Consider the following 21,456-nt stretch of genomic DNA (forward strand, 5'->3'; position numbering starts at 1 on the left):
CTATTTTTTTAAAATTTAAATTGAGCACCCAACATAGTTGTTAGTGGTCTTGGGTAAGTACCGTAATCAAATCCCGGACCTAGCACACCGGCCTGAAAATCTGGGTTATATCCTTTGTAATTAGAAAATACAGCAACATTCTGTAAGGTCACATAGAACCTAGCTTTAGCCAAACTAATTTTATCGATAACAGCGTGAGGTAAAGAATAGCCCAATGAAATAGTATTAATTCTAAAATAATCTCCACTTTGCAACCAACCTGGTCTATCAGAATTACGTCCATTATTATTGGGATCTAAGAAAATAACTCTAGGCACATCGGTATTTGTATTGGTAGGTGTCCAACGATTTAAAATATCTTCGTGCCAGTTTGTATAACCAGAAGATGGCATTAAACCACGATACAAATTACTGTTTATTAAATTACCGCCACTTCCTTGACCAAAGATGGTAAAATCGAAATTTTTATAACCTGCCGTTATATTTAGACCATAATAATAGGTCGGTAACCCTTTACCTAAAAATGTCCTATCTGCATCAGTTATTACGTTATCACCGTCTAGGTCTTTGAATCTGATGTCACCGGCTGCAGTGCCTGGCTGTTGTGTTGCAGCAGCATCAACTTCGGTCTGTGATTGAAAAATACCATCGTAAACCCAACCATAATGTTCTCCAATTGAACGACCAACTACGGTCCTTGCCCCACCGTCTGTAATATCTTCAACAATATCACCTAAACTCAACACTTCATTCTTAACGGTATAAAAATTAGGTGCTACTTGCAAATTGAATTCTCCAAACTGCTGGTTCCATACAGCTGATAATTCTATACCTGAATTTTGAATAGACCCTGCATTAGTTAAAATTACATTACCAACAGAAGCATTAGACAAAGGAATTGGTTGATTTAACAATACATCTTCCGAGGTATTTGTATAGTATTCAGCGGTTAAATCCAATGCTCCATTCCATAATGTAGCATCTAAACCAACGCTTCTAGTAATTCTTGTTTCCCATTTTAAACTAGGGTCTACTGCAGTTGTTACCGCAGCTCCAAGCGGGCGACCACCAAAAGCAAATTCGTAAGGTATACCTCTGTTAATAGTAGCTTGGTAGCCATAGTTAGCAAAAATTTCTTGGTTACCAACTTCTCCCCATCCTCCTCTTAACTTAAGGGCGGTAATAAAATCTGGTAGCTTAAACTCGTTATGTAACTTCCAAGCCAAACCAACTGATGGAAAATATTCTTGGCGCAATTCCTTACTGAATTTAGAAGAAGAATCACTTCTTAAATTTGCGGTAAGCAAATACTTATCATTATAAGAATAATTTAATCTACTTAAGTACGAACTTATAGCATTATCTTCCCTAGTATCAAAAGCACTAGCATCTGGAGCACTTTCTAAACTTTTAACATATGGCTTTTCTAAGCCTGAACCTACGACGCGTACTCTTCTAAATTTGTTTTTTTGGAAAGTTTGACCTACTAACACAGAAAGATTATGTTTTCCAAATTCCTTCGTCCAATTAATTGTATTCTCAATTAAAAAAGAACTAGAGTTTCTTGAAACAAATGCCAATTGTGCCGAAGGATTAGGGAAAAAATACCCTAAATCATATTGCGGAACAAAAACTTGCTCTTGAATTGATGAATTATCATATTGTAAGCTCGTCTTTAAATCTAAACCTTCAAACAACTCATATTTACCATAAATATTTGCCAAAATACGGTTCACTTCAGTTTCATTTTCAATTAAGTTATTAATTCCTGGTACGTTTAGTGTTATAGATTGATGAATCGCTGAATCTGCACCACCGTAGCCACCTTCTCTATTTTCATCAAATACGGGAATAGTTGGGGCAGCCTGCAACAAATCGTTTACTAAAGAAGGTCTTCCTCCCGGTAATTGGATACTCCTAGTATCGAATAATGGATTTTCGTCAGAATGTACAAAGTACAAGTTTTCACCTATAGTAAGTTTTCCCAAAGTGGCTTCTGTATTAGCCCTTAAAGAAGTTCTATTATAATCTGGTCCAGTACCAACTAAAGTACCTTCATTACCCAAGAAATCTAATGAAACATAATAACTAGTATTTTCTGTTCCACCTGATACATTTAAATTATGGTTTTGAATATAACCAGTTTTATAACCTTCTTTTTGCCAATTCGTATCTATATTATCTATAAACAATGGTGAATTAGGATCATTACCAGGAACAATAGCTTCACCTGCATTGGTTAACAATTCTGCATTAATCATTTGATAACCTGCTCTATCTAAAACTGGTAAACTTTGCGTAATCTGTTGAATACCAAAATAAGTACTTAGTTCAACAGACATTTTTTGTCCTTTTTTACCATTCTTAGTAGTAATAATTACAACACCGTTTGCCGCTCTGTTACCATAAATAGCACCTGCTGTTGCATCTTTTAAGACTTGTACCGATTCAATATCATTTGGATTAACATCTCTTATCCCACCAGTGATTGGAAACCCGTCAACAACATATAAAGGTTCAGCACTTGTTCCAGCGCCAAAGGTTGCAACCCCTCTTATGCGTACATTGGGACTTGCACCTGGTTGACCGTCAGAGGTAATCGAGACACCGGCGACACGACCTTGCATCATTTGAGTTACATCATTAGTGGCTTGTTTAACCATTTCTTCGGTATCTACTAGACTAACCGCCCCTGTTAAATCTTCTTTTCGCTGTGTACCATACCCTACAACAACCACTTCATCTAGCGTTTCCGTATCTTCTTGCAAAGAAACATTCAGTGTAGTTTTGTTTCCTACTAACACTTCATAGGTTGCAAAGCCTATATACGTATAAACTAAAGTATCATCGGCTGTGGCATTTATTGAGTAAAAACCATCAAAATCAGAAACTACACCGTTAGAAGTACCTTTAACTATAATATTGACACCAGGTAATGGTGATGAATCTTCAGAACTAATTGTACCGGTTATGGTTTTTGATTGTGAAAATCCCACTGTTATAAACAATAAGAATACACATGTTATTTCACCAATGTAGTTAGGAAACCATCGTGCCTTTTTAATAATTTTTTTGTTTGTTACCATAGTTTGAGTGGTTTAAGTTTTATTAAGTGTATTTATTACACATGTAAATTAAATAAAGAAAAATTACATTTGCAAATGAAAAGTTAAAATAAATGTAATTTTAACACTAAAAATTTCTATTGTATGTAGTATATGGTATCTAAGATTGAAAATTCCATAATTGACTATTTACCAAATAAGTGTTATACCTTAATTTATATCTTATTAAATTGCCATCGCAAAAATTAAGTAATGGTATTAAATAATTATAGTAAAGAAGATAAAGTACTGCTTGCAGTAGACTGTATCATTTTTGGTTTTGATAATGAAGAATTAAAAATTCTATTAGTACAAAGAGACTTTGAACCTGAAAAAGGAAAATGGTCATTAATTGGTGGATTTCTTAAAAAGGAGGAAAATTTGGATAAAGCAGCAATTCGAATACTTCATCATTTAACTGGCCTTAATAATATTTATATGGAACAGGTGTATATCTTTTCTAAAGTAGATAGAGACCCTGCTGAAAGAACTATATCTGTTACTTACTATGCTTTAATTGATATTGCAACCCATGATGAGAAGATTTTAAAACAAAACCCTATACAGTGGTTTAACCTAAAAGATGCTCCAAAACTTATTTTTGACCACAGTCTGATGGTTGAAAAAGCTATTGCAAGGCTACGTAGAAGAGCGTTAGGCAAACCTATAGGCTTTGAACTTTTACCTGAAAAATTTACAATGCGCCAGTTGCAAAAATTATATGAAGCCATTCTTGAAACTAAACTTGATAAAAGGAACTTCATTAATAAGGTCATTTCTCAAGATATTTTAATAAAACTGGATGAAAAGGATATGACTTCTTCTAAAAAAGGTGCTTATCTTTTTAAGTTCGATCAAGAAAAATACAACCGAAAAGTAGAAGACGGTTTCAACTTTAAAATTTAAAGATTAATGAAAAACCGTTTTAAGAAAATCATCAATTCCTTTAACCGTAGGTTCAAACCAAGGGTTGTAAAGAACAAAGGAATGTGGTGCTGTCTCGAAAGAAATTACCTCAGAATAAATACTATTACTACGTAAAATATTAATGTAGTCTTCCCTACCCGCATGCATTCGAGCTACCGAACTATTCATAAATAAGGTTGGAGGAGTTTTAGAATTTACATAAGTTAATGGAGATGCCATCTTCCATAAACCAGGATTCTCTGCTTTACTATACCCAAACCAATGTGTGGCAGCAGAAGTCCCCTTACTATCATCTCCTTCTCCACTTTCTGGATGTACAAAAGACAGTGTGCCATCTAAGTCAATAATAGCATTAACATGCGATGATATTTCTGAATTACAAACACCATTCTCGAATAGAAGTTTATTTGCCGTGGTTCCTAAAAAGGCAGCCAATTCACCACCTGCTGAAAAACCAGAAACTACAATTTTCTCAGGATCAATATTGTACTTAACAGCATTTTTACGCACCCAACGTATTACTGCTTTTAAATCGTAAACTGCTGAAGGGAACAAAGCTTCGGTAGACAATCGATATTCTGGTGTGATGCTAACATAGCCTTTATTTGCCAATTGTTGTGCTAACGGATAATGCTGAGCTCTGTTACCTGAACGCCAACCACCACCATGAATGATAATAATGGCTGTTCTTAATGCATTGGATTGAATTTTAGGCTGAAAAACATCAAGCTTCAAAGCTCTTTCGCCAAATGAACAATAGGTAATATCCTTTTCCTCTTGAACTGTGTCGAAATCAAATTCTTTAACAATCTTAATGTATGGATGTGTTTTAATATCCTTGGCAAATGCCGAAGTAGTAGTATATGAGGTATCACGTACTCCTGTAATTCCATCAAGGTTTTGGGATGCAACGTAATTAAACATCATTACCATTATGAACGAAATAGCATACGTCAAAATCTTAAATTTCATACATTTTATTTACTTGACCGAAGTTGGCATAATACGCTCATTACCAAAAATTATTTTCCCAAAATTAGGTTTTTGTATTTTTAATTAAAGGTCCAATTCAAACTTATTTAATCTGAAAATTTTCAACTACTAATTAAAATAAACCTACAATTATATAGAAAACTTTTGAATTAAGAGTATCTAATATCTTCAAGGAAATCTACTTTATTCGTTTACGAAAAGATTAAAATTAATAAAGTAAAATATTTAGCAATAAATCATTTCAAATTAACAACGAATAGACTTTTTAATACAACTAACTCTCTCAAAATAAATTTTTGAATCAATTTCAGTTATTATACGAAATAGATAAACTTACCCCATTTATTAACGTTTATCGTATATTTATTATTCTATTTAAAATGAGTAAGAAAACCACCATTTACGATATTGCCAAAGAGCTACAAATCACAGCCGCTACTGTATCAAGGGCCCTAAACAACAATCCTAGAATCAGTAAGAACACACGTGAACTTGTACTTGAAACAGCGGCACGAATGAATTATAAGCAGAATAGGCTGGCTTTGGCACTGAAAAGTGGAAAGAGTAATAATATTGGTGTTGTTGTACCCTACATTAATAGAAATTTCTTTTCATCAGTTATAAGAGGCGTTGAAGACGAACTTTATCCTAAAGGCTATCATGTAATTATTTCTCAAACACATGAAGATAAGGACCGGGAGTTGAAAATTATTCAGAACTTACTTAATGCCCAAGTAGATGGCATTTTAATATCTACATCCTATACAAATGAAGAAAAAGACAAATTAGAACCTGCCCTAAAAAAATCTACACCGTTTATTTTCTTTGATAGAAAATTAGATTTTCCTGACATAAGTTCAGTTACTATAGATGACTACCAAGGGGCTTATGATGCTACTAAACATCTCATAGACCAAGGATGTAAAAGAATAGCTCACTTTTATGTGAACAATGGTCTTGAACTTTATAAAAACAGATTGCTTGGTTATAAGAATGCGCTATTACAGAACGGATTAGAAGTTGTTCCAGAATATATTATTCCCTTAAAAAATGATATGGAAGCAGGCATAAAAGCTGCCGAAAAACTAATGAAACTTCCTTTACCACCAGATGCGATTTTCTCATCAACTGACAAGGGTCTTCTAGGGGCAATAAAGTATTTACAAAGTTTGTCCGTCAACATTCCCGATGATTTCTGTGTTGTTGGCTTCAGTAATGATCCATTCACACAATTCATGGAACCATCAATAAGCTCTGTAGACCAATCACCTCTAGAAATGGGAAGAATGGCCGCCAAAGTATTTTTAGAGCAAATGGCAAGTGAACAAACAGTGAAAATTCACAAAAAAGTTATACTTCCTGCTAAATTGGTTATCAGAAAGTCTTCCAGTAAAATTCAGTAGGAATGTTTTTTTATAAAATTTAAAGAGAAACTCCCCTTTTCCAAGGGATGAAATCATCTTGACCCAATACATCTGCTTTTGCCTTTATTTCACCACTGGCTACCTTAACAACATACTCTAAGATCTCTTCACCCATTTGTTGTATCGTTTTCTCACCACGGATGACAGCACCTGTATCAATATCAATAATATCAGGCATACGTTCTGCTAATATAGTATTTGAAGACACTTTTAAAACAGGTGTAATAGGATTACCCGTTGGTGTACCTAAACCAGTTGTAAATACAACTATATTGGCACCAGAACCTACCATACCAGTGGTACTTTCAACATCATTCCCTGGTGTGCAAAGCAGGTTCAAACCTGGCTTGGTTACATATTCACCATAGTCTAAAATAGCTTCAATAGGGGAAGTGCCCCCTTTTTTAGCAGCACCCGCAGATTTCATTGCATCGGTGATTAAACCATCTTTTATATTTCCTGGAGAAGGATTCATATCAAAGCCTGAACCAGCTGCCTCGGCCGATGCTTCATAAGCTTTCATCAATTTCATGAATCGAACGGCATCTTCATCATTGACACATCGATTAACTAGCTCCTGCTCTACCCCACAAAGTTCTGGAAATTCAGAAAGTATAGGAGATCCACCAACAGCTGCAAGAATATCTGAAGCATAACCCAATGCAGGATTAGCAGAAATTCCAGAAAAACCATCAGACCCTCCGCATTCCAATCCCATTTTCAATTTAGAAATAGAAGCGGGTTTACGTTCAATAGCATTCGCAGCTTTTATTCCTGCAAAAGAATCTTTAATAATTGTATTTAACATTTCATCGACGGTACCCATCTGTTGTTGCTCATAAATAAGTACCGGTTTTTTTAAATTGGGGTCAATGTCATTCAAGGCATTTTTCAATAAATCGATTTGTAAATTTTGACATCCTAAACTTAAAACAGTAGCACCAGCAACATTAGGGTTTTTTACATACCCTGCCAACAATTTAGCCAAGGTTTGTGAATCTTGGCGAATACCACCACAGCCACCTTGGTGTGTAATAAATTTAACGTTAACATTGTCGAAAGTTTCACTGCTCGTTTCTGCTTTTCCATCATTGAAGTCCGCGTCATTTCCATTAATAAGATTACGTAACAATTGTCGTTGTTTACGCTCTTTACCCATAGATAATTCTTTTTCAAAAACTTCTTTAAGCACTTCTATATTTCGATTCTCACAGAAAACCAGAGGAAAAAAAAGCCACACATTTAGAGTACCTACTTGCCCGTCTGGCCTATGGTACCCCATAAATGTACGGTCTTTCCACTTAGAAATATCGGGTGCGTTCCAACTTACTGACCTTGTCTTTTTGGTCACCAAATCACTTTGGTGTTTTACATTCTCGGTCGTTAGCACATCACCCTTTTTAATTGGAAACATGGCCTTACCTACCAAAACGCCATACATAAAAATTTGGTCCTCCTTATCCAAATCAACAAATGCAATTTTATGTTTTGCTTTGGTATCGGATAGGATGTTTATCTCTTCACCTTCATATTGTATACAATCACCTTGCATTAAATCTACCAAGGCAATTGCTACATTATCTTCAGCCTGAACTTTAATCAACTTTTTCTGCATGGCTTCAATTTAAAAACTAACTTAATTTTAAGAACGCTTCTTTGATTCCATATTCATCAATCCTTTGTAAATATGTAGCGATAGCTTGAGTTAATCCTTCAATTTTATTCAAATCTTCATCCCAATATGCTGTCTTACCCAACACTTGAGATACTATTTTTTCCAATGAATCTAATTTCCAGATGGCAGCCATTTCTGCCACAATTTCCTTATCATCATTAATAGGTAATTCTTTTCCGTTCCAAGTACCCTTATAAAAGCGAATTAAACACGCAAAAGTAAACACTGTTCGCATTGGCAAACCGTCTGTTCGCCTAACATATTCTAGTAGACTAGGTAGTACCCTTACCTTGAACTTAGCAATAGAATTCAAAGCAATACTGGCCAATTGATGTTTTATGAATGGATTTCTAAATCGGTCAAAAACTGCTTCTGCAAAGATTTCTAATTCCTCCGTTTCCATATCAAGGGTTGGAATAATTTCATCAAAAACTAATGACCGTATAAATGGTCCTGTAAATTCTTCATCAATGGTTTCTTTAACTGTTTCATTACCGTAAAGTATAGAAAAAGGCACCATGGCAGTATGTGCACCATTCAAAATCCTAACCTTTCTAGTTCGAAAAGGTTGCACGTCATCTACAATCTTAACATCTAAATTGGTCTTATGAAATGGCAATTTTTCCTTTAAAGCAGCATCACCTTCAATAACCCATAAAAAGAATGTTTCGGCACTTACAATAAGATTGTCTTGATACGCTAATTGCTTATTATAAGCTTCAATTTGGTCACTTGGATATCCAGGCACAATTCTATCTACCAAAGTATTATGAAAAGAACAAGAATCCAATATCCAGGTTTTAAAACCCACGGATAATTTCCATAATGAAACATAATCCAAGATAATTTGTTTTAAAGTGTCTGAGTTATAATTAATTAATTCACATGGAATTATAGTCAATCCTTTATCTTTTGCCCCATTAAAATGGGAAAATCGTTCAAATAAAAGTCTTGTCAATTTCGCCGGAAAAGAACTTGGTGGCACCATTTCCATTGTATCTGATGCAACATAAGAAATACCAGCCTCGGTGGTATTGGAAACAATAAATTCTAATTCTTCCTCATTAGCCAAGTTCAAATAAGCATCATAATCAATATAAGGATCAATCCCTTTTACAATATTGGTGATGAGCACTTTTTCTTCAACCTCTTTGCTATTTTTAATACCTTTTGTAAACAAGGTATATAATCCATCTTGATCATTCAACATTGATACCATACCCCTATCAATAGGCTGAACAACAGCTATACCACCATTAAACCCTACTTCATTATTCAAGGTTTGAAATGCATATTCAACAAAGGCACGTAAAAAATTACCTTCTCCAAACTGGATTATTTTGATGGGTAAAGTAGTTGAAACCCCTCTATTTTTTCTATTTAATTTCTGCATGAATTCTATTAAAAAAGATGCCTATTTTATAAATCAAATAAGCTAGGTAGCCATAAACTTAATTGTGGAATGTAGGTCACCAAGAATAACGCAACAACCATTGCAATAAACAAGGGCAAAAGAGGTTTAAAGACTTTCTCAATGGTTGTTTTAGCCACACCAACCCCAACAAACAATACCGAACCTACAGGAGGTGTACAAAGACCGATACAGAGATTCAATACCATGATAATACCAAAGTGTACTGGATCTAACCCCAACTTTGTTACTACTGGCAAAAATATTGGAGTGAATATCAATACCGCAGGTGTCATATCCATAAAAATACCAACGAACAGTAACAGTAAATTTATGATAAGAAGAATCACAATTTTATTATCGCTAAGGCTTAATAGACCAGTACTGATATCTTGAGGAATATTCTCATAAGACAATGCCCATGACATACACATAGAAGACCCTATCAATAACATAACAATTGCCGTAGTTGCTGATGAGTCCAATAATATTTGTGGAAGCTTAGGAAATGTTATTTCCTTATATATAAAGCCTAGGATCAAGCTATATAAAACCGCTATTGCAGATGCTTCTGTTGCGGTAAATATGCCAGTAACGATACCGCCAATAACAACAACCAACATAAAGAGACTTGGCAATGCATCAATAAAAGTTTTTACTATTTCTTTGAAAGAACTGCGTTTACCAACCTTATATTTTTTCTTCTTTGCCCACAATGCAGCTACTATCATTAAGAACAGTCCGGTCATAATACCGGGTATATAACCTGCCAGAAAGAGTGCCGCAATTGAAGCACCACCACTGGCCAATGAATAAACGATCAATACGTTACTTGGAGGAATAATTAATCCAGTGGTTGCCGATGTAATATTTACCGCTGCACCAAATTCTTTAGAGTACCCTTCCTTTTCCATCTCAGGTCCCAAAATACTTCCCATAGCAGATGCGGATGCCATCGCTGAACCAGCTATTGCACCCATTAGCATGGCAGCAATAACATTTATTAAAGCCAAACCACCAGGCAATGAACCTACTAAAGTTTTTGCGAAAGCGATAAGTCGATGAGCAATACCACCTTTATTCATAAGTTCGCCAGATAATATAAAGAAAGGTATTGCGAGTAATGCAAAACTATCGAGGCCAGTTGCCATACGTTGAGATACTGTTGTAAATGCAGGCATTGCAGGTATACTCACTAACATTGTTAACAATGAAGAAATTGCAATACTCCATGCTACAGGAGTGCCTATCGCTAACAGACAGATAAAACTAATTACCAGTACTAAAATTGGAATATGTTCCATCATGATTTTAAATTTTTTAAGTCAGATGCTTTATAAAACATAATCAACAAACCGCTTATAGGAATAATTATATAGACAACCGCCAATGGTAATTGCAAGGCAGGGGATTGCTGCCCCAACACATACGAGATATATACCAATCTAGAACCGCCTATTACAAAAGCAAAAAAAACAAATAGGATAATCAAAATAGTTACTATAATCTTCAGATTTTTTTGAATTTTCTTACTCTGACGTTTCGGTAAAATATCAATAGCAACATGAAGATTGCGACCAGAAACATACGCTGCCCCTAAAACACCGATCCAAATCATAAGATATCGAGCTAATTCATCGGTAAATGAACTAGGATTTCCCGTTACGTATCTCGTAAATACTTGCCATAAAACATTGATTACCATTATTGACATAATAAGCACCAATGTCTTGCTTAAAACTGCATCTATTTTACTTCGCATAGGACTTAATGTGTTTCTTGAATTTTTTTTATCAGTGGATATATTTCAGGATCACCTTTATAGCCTTCATAAATACCTTGTACTTTTTCCGCAAAAAGCGATTTATCTGGTCTAAAAATTTTAACGCCGGCCTTTTGAACTTCCCGAAGCGCTTCTTCCTCTGCTTCCGCCCAAAGTATACGCTGGTATTTAACCGATTCTTCAACAGATTCGTTTAACCAGTTTTGTTCTTGTTCATTTAATTTATCCCAAACATATGTTCCGATAAGTAGCACATCTGGCAGTACGGTATGCTCATCTAAAGTATAGTATTTACAAACTTCATAATGTCTTGATAAATAAAAACTTGGCGGATTATTCTCAGCACCGTCAACCACACCTTGTTGCAATGACGTATATAATTCACCCCATGAAATAGGGGTTGGTGAACCACCCAAGGCCTTAACCATATTGACCGCTGTAACACTTTCCATCACCCGTATTTTTTCACCCTCTAAATCAGATGGTTTTTCAATCGGTTTATTCATCGTATAAAAGCTGCGACTACCTGCATCATAATAACCAAGACCCTTCAGCCAATATTTCTCTCCATCATTCAATAACATTTTACCGATAGGACCATCAAGAACATCAAATGAATGTTGGCGATCTCGAAACAAAAAAGGAAAACCAAGCACTTTCATTTTTGGAGCGAAATTCTCCAAAACACCTACAGAAACTTTAGTCATATCTAAACTGCCGATCTGCAAAAGCTCTAGACATTCACGTTCGGTACCTAGTTGCTGACTAGGGTATATTTCTAATTTAAGTTTACCACCAGAACGCTCAAATAAATCCTCTCCCATTTTCACCATAGCCTTGTGAACCGAATGACTTACATCTAACCCATGGCCTAATCGTATTGTTTTAGATTTATTTTCTATTTTACAACCAAAGAAAGTTAAGGCTAAAATAAAAATGGATAGAATTGCTTTACTTTTCATATTGTTCGTTTGATATTACCATATTATGCTATAGAAATAGGTATTTGTAAAATTTAAAAATTGAAATATTCTTTAGCATTATTGTAACAAATATCTTGAATGATTTTACCCACCAATTCAAAATCTTGTGGCAATTCACCTCGCTCCATTTCTTGTCCGAAAAGGTTGCACAATACCCTTCTAAAATACTCATGCCTAGGATAAGAAAGAAAACTTCTAGAATCAGTTAACATACCTATGAAACAACTAATAAGGCCCATATTCGAAAGCGCATTTAGCTGTTTGGTCATACCATCTTTCTGATCTAAAAACCACCAACCAGAACCAAACTGCATCTTTCCTTTTATCTTACCATCATTATAATTACCTATCATGGTGGCCATTATTTCATTATCAGCCGGATTTAGATTATATAAAATGGTTTTGGTAAGTTTATCTCTAGAATCTAACGCATTTAAAAAACTTGATAACGTTGATGCTTGAGAATAATCCCCAATAGAATCCCATCCAGTATCAGGCCCAAGTATTCTATTCATTCTTGCATTATTATTTCTTAAAGCTCCTAAATGAAATTGTTGAATCCAATCGCGTTTATGGTATTGCTCACATAAGAACAATAATATGGAAGTTTGAAATTTCTCATCTTCCTCTAACGACAATTCATTTTTCGATCTTCTTTTTTGAAAAATTATTTCAATTTCCGAATCTGTAAATGTTCTAAAAGGAACATAACTTAACCCATGGTCAGATAGTGTACATCCATTTTCCTCAAAATAGTCTAATCTTAAATTCAGGGCATCACATAAAGACTTATAAGAGTCAATGGTTACATTACTTATTTCCGATAATTTATCTAAATATTCGAGATACGTATCACTTGAAATCATAATAGCCTTATCTGGCCTAAATGCGGTGCTGACCTTCACGCTAAAATCACTGTTTTTAATTTTAACATGATAATCTAAACTATCGATTGGATCCTCGGTTGTACAAACGACCTCTACATTCATATTTTTTATTAGGCTTTGGCAATTAAAGTCCGCTGTTTGCAGTTTAGCGGTTGCCTCATCATAAATTTCGTCGGCTGAATTTGAATTCAATAAAATATCAATATCAAAGTATCTTTGCAACTCTAAATGCGTCCAATGATATAATGGATTTCTTAATATATAGGGTACTGTTTTCGCCCATTGAGCAAACTTTTCCTTATCTGAAGCATCACCAGTTATATACTTTTCTTCGATACCAAAAGTTCGCATTGCTCTCCATTTATAATGATCCCCGTTAATCCAAATTTTTGTTAGGTTCTCGAAAGTGCGATTATTTGCTATCTCATTTGGAGGAAGATGACAATGATAATCTATGATTGGCATTTGAGATGCATAATCATAAAAAAGCCTTTGAGAAAACTTGTTCTCTAAAAGGAAATCATTTTTTATAAATGTTTTGCTTGTCAGTATAGAATCACTCATTAAATTTCATTTGAAGGTTTTCCGATAGTAGCCAATATGCCGCCATCTACATAAACAATTTGCCCATTAACAAAATCGCTTGCTTTTGAAGCAAGAAATATTGCGGTACCCGCTAAATCTTCAGGATCACCCCATCTGGCCGATGGTGTTCTATTAATTATAAACTCATTAAATGGATGACCATCTACACGAATAGGTTCTGTTTGAGAAGTTGCAAAATAACCTGGGCCAATACCATTGACCTGAATATTATGTTTCGCCCATTCGGTAGCCAAACTACGCGTTAACATTTTAAGTCCACCTTTGGCAGCGGCATATGCAGAAACACTATTTCTTCCTAGCTCGCTCATCATAGAACAAATATTGATGATTTTACCACCTCCATTTTTAATCATTCTATTCCCTAGCAACTGAGAAATTATAAAAGCACCGACAAGATCAACTTCTATTACCCTTCTAAAATCATCAACTGGCATGGTGGTTGCCAATTCTCTTTTTATAATACCTGCATTATTAACTAGTATATCTATTTGCCCACCATCACTAACCATTTCAGAAATCTTAGTTGCTGCAAGTTTATCGTCTGTTATATCAAAAATATAACCAGAAACCTTATATCCTTTAGTATTGTAATGAGACAAAGCTTTATCCATTTTAGATGGCGTTGTACCGGTAATAATTAGTTCTGCACCTGCATTTGCCAACCCTTCGGCCATAGCCATACCTAAACCATGGGTTCCGCCTGTAATTAAAGCACGCTTACCTGATAAATCGAACAATTTCATAAGTTATCTTAATTCATTAGGAGCACAAACATCCATATCACTATAATCTAAATTCTCACCAGCCATACCCCATACAAAAGAATATGCACAAGTTCCTGACCCAGAATGTATAGACCATTCAGGTGACAAAACTGCTTGATTGTTCTCCATAAAAATATGACGTGTATGCTGTGGTTCTCCCATAAAATGGCAAACTGATTGACCTTCTTCAACGTCAAAATAAAAATATGCTTCCATTCTTCTATTATGAGTATGAGCCGGCATTGTATTCCAAACATTGCCAGGTAATAAATCGGTCAGTCCCATTTGCAATTGACAGGTTTCAACAATACTATTAACTATTAATTTATTAAGTATACGCTTATTTGCATATTTTTCATCTCCTAATTGAATTACTTCAGCTTCATTTGCACCTACTTTTTTTGTTGGAAAGCTTTTATGTGCGGGAGCAGAATTGATGTAAAAAAGAGGTTTTTCTCCAGAAACAGATTCAAAAATCACTTCTTTTGCACCTTTACCTACATATAGAGCTTCCTTTTTACTTAACTCATACGTTGATCCATCTACAGTTATTTTACCTTTTCCACCAACATTGACAAGACCTAATTCTCTTCTATCCAGAAAATTATCTGATTTTAAATAAGGAACAGTTTCCAACTTAACAATCTTATCAACTGGCATAACACCACCAACAATATACCTATCGTACATGGAATATGTTAACTGTACACTATTTTCCACGAACAACTTAGGTATTAAAAATTCCTTTCTCAGTTCTTCTGTTCCATACACTCTGCTATCTACAGGATGAGCAGCATATCTAAATTCATAATTTGTCATATTGTAATTTTATGCAATCGATTACATAAATATATCGATTTTTATTTAAGACCCAAGAAAATTGAGTATGTATTAAAAGTCTACAATTATTCTCCTTTATAGTTGTTATAAATTATAAAGGAGAATAATCTAAAGAACAAGAGTAAGCATTTAAATTCTAATAAAGACTTCGATTTAATCTCATATTATGAACCATTTACAATCCAATTAAACTCCTTTTTAGACCTTTTTAGTTAAATTGTTCATAAATACTATTATCTAATTGCCCTATAAGTATATACAATTGACAAAGAATTGCGTAATTTGAATATTATGTTAACTTTGAAAAAAAAGCAGCACATGGAGTTACTTGAAAAAGCTCAGGAATTTATAGGTCGTAAAATGAGTAATATGTCTACTAGTGACCGAGTAGAAGCATCTAGAGAAGCAAAAGCCCTTATATTGAGCATTAATGAAATATATAAGGAAACTAAAGACCCTAGTTTAATGGACGTAATGAAAGATGTTACGGTAAAGAAGAAAAAGATTGAAAAACGATTAAATGGTGTACCATTAGTATAACTCGTTTTATCTAATACATTATTTTTTTGAATTATCAAATAAAAAAGCCCCTTATAAAAAGGGGCTTTTTTACATTTCAAAATTTTAAATAAAATAGTTAATTCCAATTTCTACAGTAAAACCAAAATCGTTCTTTTCAATAATATTATTAAGTTATTTCAGCACTTAAACCAGCTTGCAACAGTTTAGAACATTGCGGTTTTAATTCTTCATATTCCCCCGTCTTAACTGTACATTTTCCTTTATAATGTACAATTAAAGAACATTGTTCGGCCTGTTCTGGAGAATGTTCACAAACAGACATTAAGGTATTTATTACATGGTCGAAAGTATTGACCTCATCATTAAAAAGAACGATTTCATTTTGCTGAACCGTCTCTTCCTCTAAAAGTAGTTCTTCGGAAATTTCTTCTCTTGTGCTCATTCTATTCCAATTAATACCATCTAATTTACATATTTTGCGGCAACCCAATTATTTCGTTCAAGATTTTCTTCGAATTTTAACTCTAATTCTTCACATTTTTGATTAATCATATCTAAGTCTTCCGTATAAAAGCCGCTTAATAATAATATTCCCTTTTTATTTAAAGACCTTACATATGCAGGTAAATCTTGTAATAGAATATTTCTATTGATGTTTGCTATAACTATATCATACTTTTTATCATTCAATAATGCTACATCACCTTCATATACAGAAATAAAATCCATTTTATTTCTAATTACATTCTCTCGTGCATTCAAAAAACACCAATTATCTATATCGATTGCATCAATATCTGTAGCACCTCTCATCGCAGTCAAAATTGCCAATACACCAGTGCCGCTTCCCATATCCAATACAGTTTTATCTTTTACATTTAACTGTAAAATATGTTGTAACATCATATGCGTAGTTTCATGGTGCCCTGTGCCAAAGCTCATTTTAGGCTCAATTATGATATCATACTCAACACCTATCGGCTCGTGAAAAGGAGCCCTTATCATACATACATCATCTACTATAATAGGCTGAAAATTTTGTTCCCAAGTGGCATTCCAATTTTCTTGCTCAATTTCTTTATAACCATATTTAATTTCAAAATTTTTGTTATTGAGAATTTGAATTTCATTTAAGATATCTAAGGACCAATCGGTCTTTTGGATATATGCTAAAACCTCATCTTCTTCTTCAACAAAACTTTCAAAACCGGCTTCTCCCAATTCTGCTATCAAAATATCTGAAGCCGGTTCTTTAGGTTCCACCGTAAAACGGTATTCAATATAAATGTTATTACTCATTTTTAAAAGCAGAGTTTTTTTAATTAAATCGCTTTTATGATAGCTATAAAATCATCTGCAACTAAGGCTGCACCACCGATTAAACCACCATCAACATCTGGTTTTGAAAAAATTTCTTCAGCGTTACCCGGTTTAACGCTACCGCCATATAAAATGGTCACATTATTAGCTATAGATTCATCAAAAGCATCGGCAATGGTTTTACGAATAAATGCATGCATTTCTTGCGCTTGTTCTGGTGAAGCAGTTTCCCCTGTTCCAATAGCCCAGACTGGCTCGTATGCCAATACAATTTTTGACCAAGCAGATGGCTCTAAACTAAAAAGAACATTTCTTAACTGACTTTCGACCAATTTAAAATGATTGCCAGATTTACGATCTTCTAATTCTTCTCCAAAACAGAACAATACCCGCATTCCATTTTTCAAAGCGGTAACTACCTTTTTAGAAAGAATTTCGTCACCTTCAGCAAAATATGCTCTTCTCTCAGAATGTCCGATAATAACTGTATCTATACCTATATTCAAAAGCATATCCGCAGAAATCTCCCCTGTAAATGCTCCACTTTCCGCATAATGCATATTCTGTGCAATTACTTCAATTTTAGAATTATCTAAAGTACGAACTGCACTAGCTAAATTTACATAAGTTGGCGCTACCATTACTTCTGCAGTGGTGTCTGGCAATTTAGCCGATAACTCTGCTAAAAGAGTTTCAGTTTCTGCCAAATTCTTATTCATCTTCCAATTTCCTGCTACTATTTTTGCTCTCATTTCAATTATATTTCTAATTATTTTTATTTTGTTTAAAATTTTAGTCAAATTTTAAATCCTCTAAATCGTTGTAATGTACTTTCTGTTTTATTGTTCCTTTTTCTAAAACTAATACCCCTGGATTAGAACGAACAATAGTCTTTAAGGTCGTTTCGTCCGTAAAGTAAAAATCAAACCCCAATTCATATTCTTTCTTCAACGACGTAGTTTGATCAGGACCAGATGCAGACATAGCAATAACCTTATATCCTGCCTTTGAGGCTCTATCAGCAATCGTTTTGATTTCTTTAAATACTTCTAGATTAGACTTTCTTAAATCATAGGCAATGACCATGACCAATTTTGGCTCTTGCAATAACGATCCTGCAAAGTCTTGCCCTTCTTGTTCTATGGTAAAGTCATGCACCGGTGGCTCATAGCCTGCTTGTATCTCTTTTGTTTCTACATCAATAAATTCTCCATCGACTGTAGGGTAATCTCCATTAGTTATATAAATTTCTTCATTGCCGTTCACATTGAACTTCCACTTGTATTCAAATATCGCTTTAGGAGCATTTTCTGGAAAACTCATCCCTTCTTCTATGTTCTTCCCTATTTCATAAGGCCTAAAATCAATAACCGGTAAATGGTTAAGAACATAATACACATATCCTAAACAAGCTAATAATGAAGCAATTAAAGAATATTTAACGATCTGTGGTTTTACTAATGGAGTAATATACTCTCTACCTGCGTATATAATTAGAATTAATATTAAAAGAACAACATCTTTTGTAAACGATTCCCAGGGAGTCAATTTAATCGCATCGCCAAAACAACCACAATCGGTAACTTTATTAAAATATGCAGAATAAAAGGTTAGAAATGTAAAGAAAACAATCATGGCAAGTAAGGTCCATACTGTAATCTTACGCTTATAACCCAGAATAAGCATTACCCCAACCATAACCTCAACAACAACTACAAAAATTGAAATTACTAATGCATAAGGTGTCAAAAATGGCAGATCTAATACACCCTGACTAAAATATTCCTCCAATTTAAAAGAAAAACCAACTGGGTCATTCAGTTTAATAAATCCGCTGATAATAAAAAGGATACCCACAAAAATTCTAACGACCCCAACTAAATATTTCATTCTTACTATTATTTTTCTGATTCTGAACTTAAATGTATCAAGGCAAAAACTGCATAATTAATCATATCCTGATAATTGGCATCAATTCCTTCACTTACTAACGTTTTACCTTTATTATCCTCTATTTGCTTTACACGAAGTAATTTTTGTAAGATGAGATCAGTAAGTGAACTAACTCTCATTTCTCGCCAAGCTTCACCATAATCATGGTTCTTGTTCAGCATAAGTTCTTTAGTAATCTTAATATGCTTGGTATATAGCTCTACTGCTTTTTCGGTATTTAAATCAGGTTGTTCAGCAACACCAAGCTCTAGTTGAATCAATGCCATAACCGAATAGTTTATGATACCTATAAACTCCGAACGTTCGCCTTCATCAACCTTACGCACTTCATTTTCTTGAAGACTTCTTATACGTTGTGCTTTAATAAATATTTGGTCAGTTAATGACGGTAACCTTAAGATTCGCCATGCACTACCATAATCTGACATTTTTTTCTGGAACAGATTCAAACAAACCTGAATCACCTGATCGTATTCCTGTGCCGTATCTAGCATGTAATTCTATGTATTTTGTGTAAATTTCGCTTAAAAAATTGTAACCATCAAGATTGATGGTTTAAACTTGGAAAATGCCACAAATTCCAATTAATTCTTGATAATGACCATAAATTGCAACGGTAAACTTATATCACTAGACCAGCCTAAGGTAATGGGTATTTTAAATGTTACCCCTGATTCATTTTTTGATGGTGGAAAGTACAAAGATGAGTCAAGTATTTTAAGTCAAGTCGAAAAAATGATAAACGAAGGTGCCACGTTTATCGATATTGGGGCATACAGCACAAGACCAGGTGCGCTTGAGATAGATGAACATACCGAATTAAAACGTATGGCTCCTATTATTTCAATAATTTCAAAGGAGTTTCCCGAGGCCTTGTTATCCATTGATACTTTTAGAAGTAATGTAGCGATTGAGGGTATAGGTAACGGCGCAGCAATTATAAACGATATCTCAGCAGGACTGCAAGATGAGCAAATGTTAAGCACAGTTGCAAGTCTGAACGTACCGTATATTATGATGCATATGAGAGGAACTCCCCAAAATATGCGGCAAAAATCAAATTACGAAGATATTTTTAAAGAAGTACTTCTGTTTTTTTCTAAAAGACTTTCATTGGCCAAATCATTAGGGATTAAAGATATTCTTATAGACCCCGGTTTTGGTTTTGCCAAGAACGTAGACCAGAACTACGAACTCTTAAGACAATTAGAATTGATGAGTTTCATTGAGCATCCCTTATTAGTGGGCATTAGTAGAAAATCTATGATTTATAAAACATTAAATACCACTGCAGACCAAGCTTTAAATGGTACAACGGCATTACACATGGTCTGCTTACAAAAAGGTGCCAAAATATTACGAGTACATGATGTAAAAGAGGCCATGGAATGCATAAAATTACATAATCAATTAAATGCCTAAGTTTATACTTAATTCTTGTTATCAATTTTCCTAATTTTACTAAAAAGTTACTGATTGGATTTTTTAAATTTTATTGACTTTAGAATTACCGATGTATTAGACATCATTTTTGTTGCCGTACTCCTATACTATATCTACAAGTTAGTTCGTGGATCGGTCGCTATCAATATTTTTATCGGAATAGTAATTGTTTGGGCCTTTTGGAAGCTTACCGAACTTCTAGACATGCAAATGATCAGTAGTATGGTAGGTGCATTTATGCAAGTAGGCTTAATTGCCCTAATCATTGTTTTTCAACAGGAGATTCGAAAATTTCTATTGATGATAGGGTCAACTAATTTTGCCAATAAAAGAAACTTTGTAAAACACTTTAAATTTTTAAAGCAAGAAGGCATTTCAACGGACACCGATGTTGATTCAATTCTTAAAGCTTGCGAAAAAATGGCTAGTACCAAGACAGGCGCTATTTTGGTTATTGAGCGTAATAACTCCTTAGATTTTATTAAATCTACCGGTGATCGAATGAATATTGAAATCAACCAACCTATACTTGAAAGTATATTTTATAAAAACAGCCCGTTACATGATGGTGCTGCCGTTATAGTAGGAAATTATATAGTCGCTACTAGAGTTATATTACCTGTATCTAACGAGCGAAATATTCCTCTTCGTTTTGGATTACGACACAGAGCAGCAGTAGGCATCAGCGAAAAAACAGATGCATTAAGTATTGTAGTTAGTGAAGAAACTGGTCTTATATCCTATATAAAAAATGGAGAATTCATTTTGTATGATTCCATCACACAATTAGGCAATATGATTAAACAAGATTTAATCTAAAA

20 protein-coding genes are annotated in these 21,456 nt (G+C 34.2%); 5 read left to right on the top strand and 15 right to left on the bottom strand.

Going from position 1 to position 21,456, the window contains the following annotated elements; translation table 11 throughout:
• Positions 1-8 precede the first annotated feature (8 nt).
• Positions 9-3,086, bottom strand: coding sequence for a TonB-dependent receptor (locus tag AACZ41_RS11665; RefSeq protein WP_339628646.1), 3,078 nt, complete (start codon positions 3,084-3,086; stop codon positions 9-11).
• Between the two features lie 231 nt (positions 3,087-3,317).
• On the opposite strand from AACZ41_RS11665, the gene AACZ41_RS11670 reads away from it, so the two are divergent.
• Positions 3,318-4,010 (top strand): NUDIX domain-containing protein, encoded by a 693-nt coding sequence (locus AACZ41_RS11670; protein ID WP_339628647.1) that lies wholly within the window; start codon positions 3,318-3,320, stop codon positions 4,008-4,010.
• A 3-nt stretch (positions 4,011-4,013) separates the two neighbouring features.
• On the opposite strand, the gene AACZ41_RS11675 is transcribed toward AACZ41_RS11670, so the two are convergent.
• A complete protein-coding gene (locus AACZ41_RS11675; protein WP_339628648.1) occupies positions 4,014-5,003 on the bottom strand; it encodes an alpha/beta hydrolase in 990 nt (329 codons plus the stop codon).
• A 401-nt stretch (positions 5,004-5,404) separates the two neighbouring features.
• On the opposite strand from AACZ41_RS11675, the gene AACZ41_RS11680 reads away from it, so the two are divergent.
• Positions 5,405-6,427 carry a LacI family DNA-binding transcriptional regulator gene (locus AACZ41_RS11680; RefSeq protein ID WP_339628649.1) on the top strand — a complete coding sequence of 341 codons (1,023 nt, stop codon included), beginning with the start codon at positions 5,405-5,407 and terminating at the stop codon, positions 6,425-6,427.
• A gap of 19 nt (positions 6,428-6,446) precedes the next feature.
• Here AACZ41_RS11680 and AACZ41_RS11685 read toward each other — a convergent pair whose 3' ends face one another.
• The 8 genes from AACZ41_RS11685 to kduI are packed head-to-tail and all read right to left on the bottom strand — an operon-like array spanning position 6,447 to position 15,376.
• Positions 6,447-8,063, bottom strand: coding sequence for an altronate dehydratase family protein (locus AACZ41_RS11685; protein WP_339628650.1), 1,617 nt, complete (start codon positions 8,061-8,063; stop codon positions 6,447-6,449).
• A gap of 16 nt (positions 8,064-8,079) precedes the next feature.
• Positions 8,080-9,516 (bottom strand): tagaturonate reductase, encoded by a 1,437-nt coding sequence (locus tag AACZ41_RS11690; protein ID WP_339628652.1) that lies wholly within the window; start codon positions 9,514-9,516, stop codon positions 8,080-8,082.
• A 26-nt stretch (positions 9,517-9,542) separates the two neighbouring features.
• Positions 9,543-10,838: a TRAP transporter large permease gene (locus tag AACZ41_RS11695; protein ID WP_339628677.1), complete on the bottom strand. Its 1,296-nt coding sequence runs from the start codon at positions 10,836-10,838 to the stop codon at positions 9,543-9,545.
• Entirely contained in the window at positions 10,838-11,296 is a 459-nt protein-coding gene (locus tag AACZ41_RS11700) for a TRAP transporter small permease (RefSeq protein WP_339628653.1), read from the bottom strand. Before AACZ41_RS11700 ends, AACZ41_RS11695 begins: the two co-directional genes overlap by 1 nt.
• 5 nt (positions 11,297-11,301) lie before the next feature.
• Positions 11,302-12,279 (bottom strand): TRAP transporter substrate-binding protein, encoded by a 978-nt coding sequence (locus AACZ41_RS11705; protein WP_339628654.1) that lies wholly within the window; start codon positions 12,277-12,279, stop codon positions 11,302-11,304.
• Between the two features lie 53 nt (positions 12,280-12,332).
• Positions 12,333-13,751, bottom strand: a complete 1,419-nt coding sequence (gene uxaC / locus AACZ41_RS11710) for a glucuronate isomerase (RefSeq protein WP_339628655.1) — start codon at positions 13,749-13,751, stop codon at positions 12,333-12,335.
• Entirely contained in the window at positions 13,751-14,536 is a 786-nt protein-coding gene (locus AACZ41_RS11715; RefSeq protein WP_339628656.1) for a gluconate 5-dehydrogenase, read from the bottom strand. Before AACZ41_RS11715 ends, uxaC begins: the two co-directional genes overlap by 1 nt.
• Positions 14,537-14,539: 3 nt before the next feature.
• The gene (kduI, locus tag AACZ41_RS11720; protein ID WP_339628657.1) at positions 14,540-15,376 is read right to left on the bottom strand and encodes a 5-dehydro-4-deoxy-D-glucuronate isomerase; all 837 of its coding nucleotides are present in this window, start codon (positions 15,374-15,376) and stop codon (positions 14,540-14,542) included.
• Positions 15,377-15,715: 339 nt separating this feature from the next.
• Here kduI and AACZ41_RS11725 point away from each other — a divergent pair, with 339 nt between their 5' ends.
• The gene (locus AACZ41_RS11725; RefSeq protein ID WP_079511073.1) at positions 15,716-15,937 is read left to right on the top strand and encodes a hypothetical protein; all 222 of its coding nucleotides are present in this window, start codon (positions 15,716-15,718) and stop codon (positions 15,935-15,937) included.
• Positions 15,938-16,085: 148 nt separating this feature from the next.
• Here AACZ41_RS11725 and AACZ41_RS11730 read toward each other — a convergent pair whose 3' ends face one another.
• The 5 genes from AACZ41_RS11730 to AACZ41_RS11750 are packed head-to-tail and all read right to left on the bottom strand — an operon-like array spanning position 16,086 to position 19,686.
• Complete coding sequence (locus AACZ41_RS11730; RefSeq protein ID WP_091622406.1) at positions 16,086-16,361, bottom strand: ATP-dependent Clp protease adaptor ClpS; 276 nt, start codon at positions 16,359-16,361, stop codon at positions 16,086-16,088.
• 20 nt (positions 16,362-16,381) lie between these two features.
• Entirely contained in the window at positions 16,382-17,218 is an 837-nt protein-coding gene (gene prmA, locus AACZ41_RS11735) for a 50S ribosomal protein L11 methyltransferase (protein ID WP_339628658.1), read from the bottom strand.
• A 23-nt stretch (positions 17,219-17,241) separates the two neighbouring features.
• On the bottom strand, positions 17,242-17,991 hold the full coding sequence (tpiA, locus tag AACZ41_RS11740) for a triose-phosphate isomerase (RefSeq protein WP_339628659.1): 750 nt from the start codon (positions 17,989-17,991) through the stop codon (positions 17,242-17,244).
• Between the two features lie 40 nt (positions 17,992-18,031).
• Positions 18,032-19,129, bottom strand: a complete 1,098-nt coding sequence (locus tag AACZ41_RS11745; RefSeq protein ID WP_339628661.1) for a BT_3928 family protein — start codon at positions 19,127-19,129, stop codon at positions 18,032-18,034.
• Positions 19,130-19,137: 8 nt separating this feature from the next.
• Positions 19,138-19,686 (bottom strand): DUF1599 domain-containing protein, encoded by a 549-nt coding sequence (locus tag AACZ41_RS11750; protein ID WP_339628662.1) that lies wholly within the window; start codon positions 19,684-19,686, stop codon positions 19,138-19,140.
• Positions 19,687-19,789: 103 nt separating this feature from the next.
• On the opposite strand from AACZ41_RS11750, the gene folP reads away from it, so the two are divergent.
• Positions 19,790-20,614, top strand: coding sequence for a dihydropteroate synthase (gene folP, locus AACZ41_RS11755; RefSeq protein ID WP_339628663.1), 825 nt, complete (start codon positions 19,790-19,792; stop codon positions 20,612-20,614).
• A 54-nt stretch (positions 20,615-20,668) separates the two neighbouring features.
• On the top strand, positions 20,669-21,454 hold the full coding sequence (locus AACZ41_RS11760; RefSeq protein ID WP_339628664.1) for a diadenylate cyclase: 786 nt from the start codon (positions 20,669-20,671) through the stop codon (positions 21,452-21,454).
• Positions 21,455-21,456 lie beyond the last annotated feature (2 nt).

It is taken from the genome of uncultured Maribacter sp., assembly GCF_963974015.1.
GTDB lineage: Bacteria > Bacteroidota > Bacteroidia > Flavobacteriales > Flavobacteriaceae > Maribacter.

What these genes read in the sequence shown, in the direction of transcription:
- AACZ41_RS11665 (WP_339628646.1), bottom strand. Translation starts at nt 3,086, where the DNA reads ATGGTAACAAACAAAAAAATTATTAAAAAGGCACGATGGTTTCCTAAC.
- AACZ41_RS11670 (WP_339628647.1), top strand. Translation starts at nt 3,318, where the DNA reads ATGGTATTAAATAATTATAGTAAAGAAGATAAAGTACTGCTTGCAGTA.
- AACZ41_RS11675 (WP_339628648.1), bottom strand. Translation starts at nt 5,003, where the DNA reads ATGAAATTTAAGATTTTGACGTATGCTATTTCGTTCATAATGGTAATG.
- AACZ41_RS11680 (WP_339628649.1), top strand. Translation starts at nt 5,405, where the DNA reads ATGAGTAAGAAAACCACCATTTACGATATTGCCAAAGAGCTACAAATC.
- AACZ41_RS11685 (WP_339628650.1), bottom strand. Translation starts at nt 8,063, where the DNA reads ATGCAGAAAAAGTTGATTAAAGTTCAGGCTGAAGATAATGTAGCAATT.
- AACZ41_RS11690 (WP_339628652.1), bottom strand. Translation starts at nt 9,516, where the DNA reads ATGCAGAAATTAAATAGAAAAAATAGAGGGGTTTCAACTACTTTACCC.
- AACZ41_RS11695 (WP_339628677.1), bottom strand. Translation starts at nt 10,838, where the DNA reads ATGGAACATATTCCAATTTTAGTACTGGTAATTAGTTTTATCTGTCTG.
- AACZ41_RS11700 (WP_339628653.1), bottom strand. Translation starts at nt 11,296, where the DNA reads ATGCGAAGTAAAATAGATGCAGTTTTAAGCAAGACATTGGTGCTTATT.
- AACZ41_RS11705 (WP_339628654.1), bottom strand. Translation starts at nt 12,279, where the DNA reads ATGAAAAGTAAAGCAATTCTATCCATTTTTATTTTAGCCTTAACTTTC.
- uxaC (WP_339628655.1), bottom strand. Translation starts at nt 13,751, where the DNA reads ATGAGTGATTCTATACTGACAAGCAAAACATTTATAAAAAATGATTTC.
- AACZ41_RS11715 (WP_339628656.1), bottom strand. Translation starts at nt 14,536, where the DNA reads ATGAAATTGTTCGATTTATCAGGTAAGCGTGCTTTAATTACAGGCGGA.
- kduI (WP_339628657.1), bottom strand. Translation starts at nt 15,376, where the DNA reads ATGACAAATTATGAATTTAGATATGCTGCTCATCCTGTAGATAGCAGA.
- AACZ41_RS11725 (WP_079511073.1), top strand. Translation starts at nt 15,716, where the DNA reads ATGGAGTTACTTGAAAAAGCTCAGGAATTTATAGGTCGTAAAATGAGT.
- AACZ41_RS11730 (WP_091622406.1), bottom strand. Translation starts at nt 16,361, where the DNA reads ATGAGCACAAGAGAAGAAATTTCCGAAGAACTACTTTTAGAGGAAGAG.
- prmA (WP_339628658.1), bottom strand. Translation starts at nt 17,218, where the DNA reads ATGAGTAATAACATTTATATTGAATACCGTTTTACGGTGGAACCTAAA.
- tpiA (WP_339628659.1), bottom strand. Translation starts at nt 17,991, where the DNA reads ATGAGAGCAAAAATAGTAGCAGGAAATTGGAAGATGAATAAGAATTTG.
- AACZ41_RS11745 (WP_339628661.1), bottom strand. Translation starts at nt 19,129, where the DNA reads ATGAAATATTTAGTTGGGGTCGTTAGAATTTTTGTGGGTATCCTTTTT.
- AACZ41_RS11750 (WP_339628662.1), bottom strand. Translation starts at nt 19,686, where the DNA reads ATGCTAGATACGGCACAGGAATACGATCAGGTGATTCAGGTTTGTTTG.
- folP (WP_339628663.1), top strand. Translation starts at nt 19,790, where the DNA reads ATGACCATAAATTGCAACGGTAAACTTATATCACTAGACCAGCCTAAG.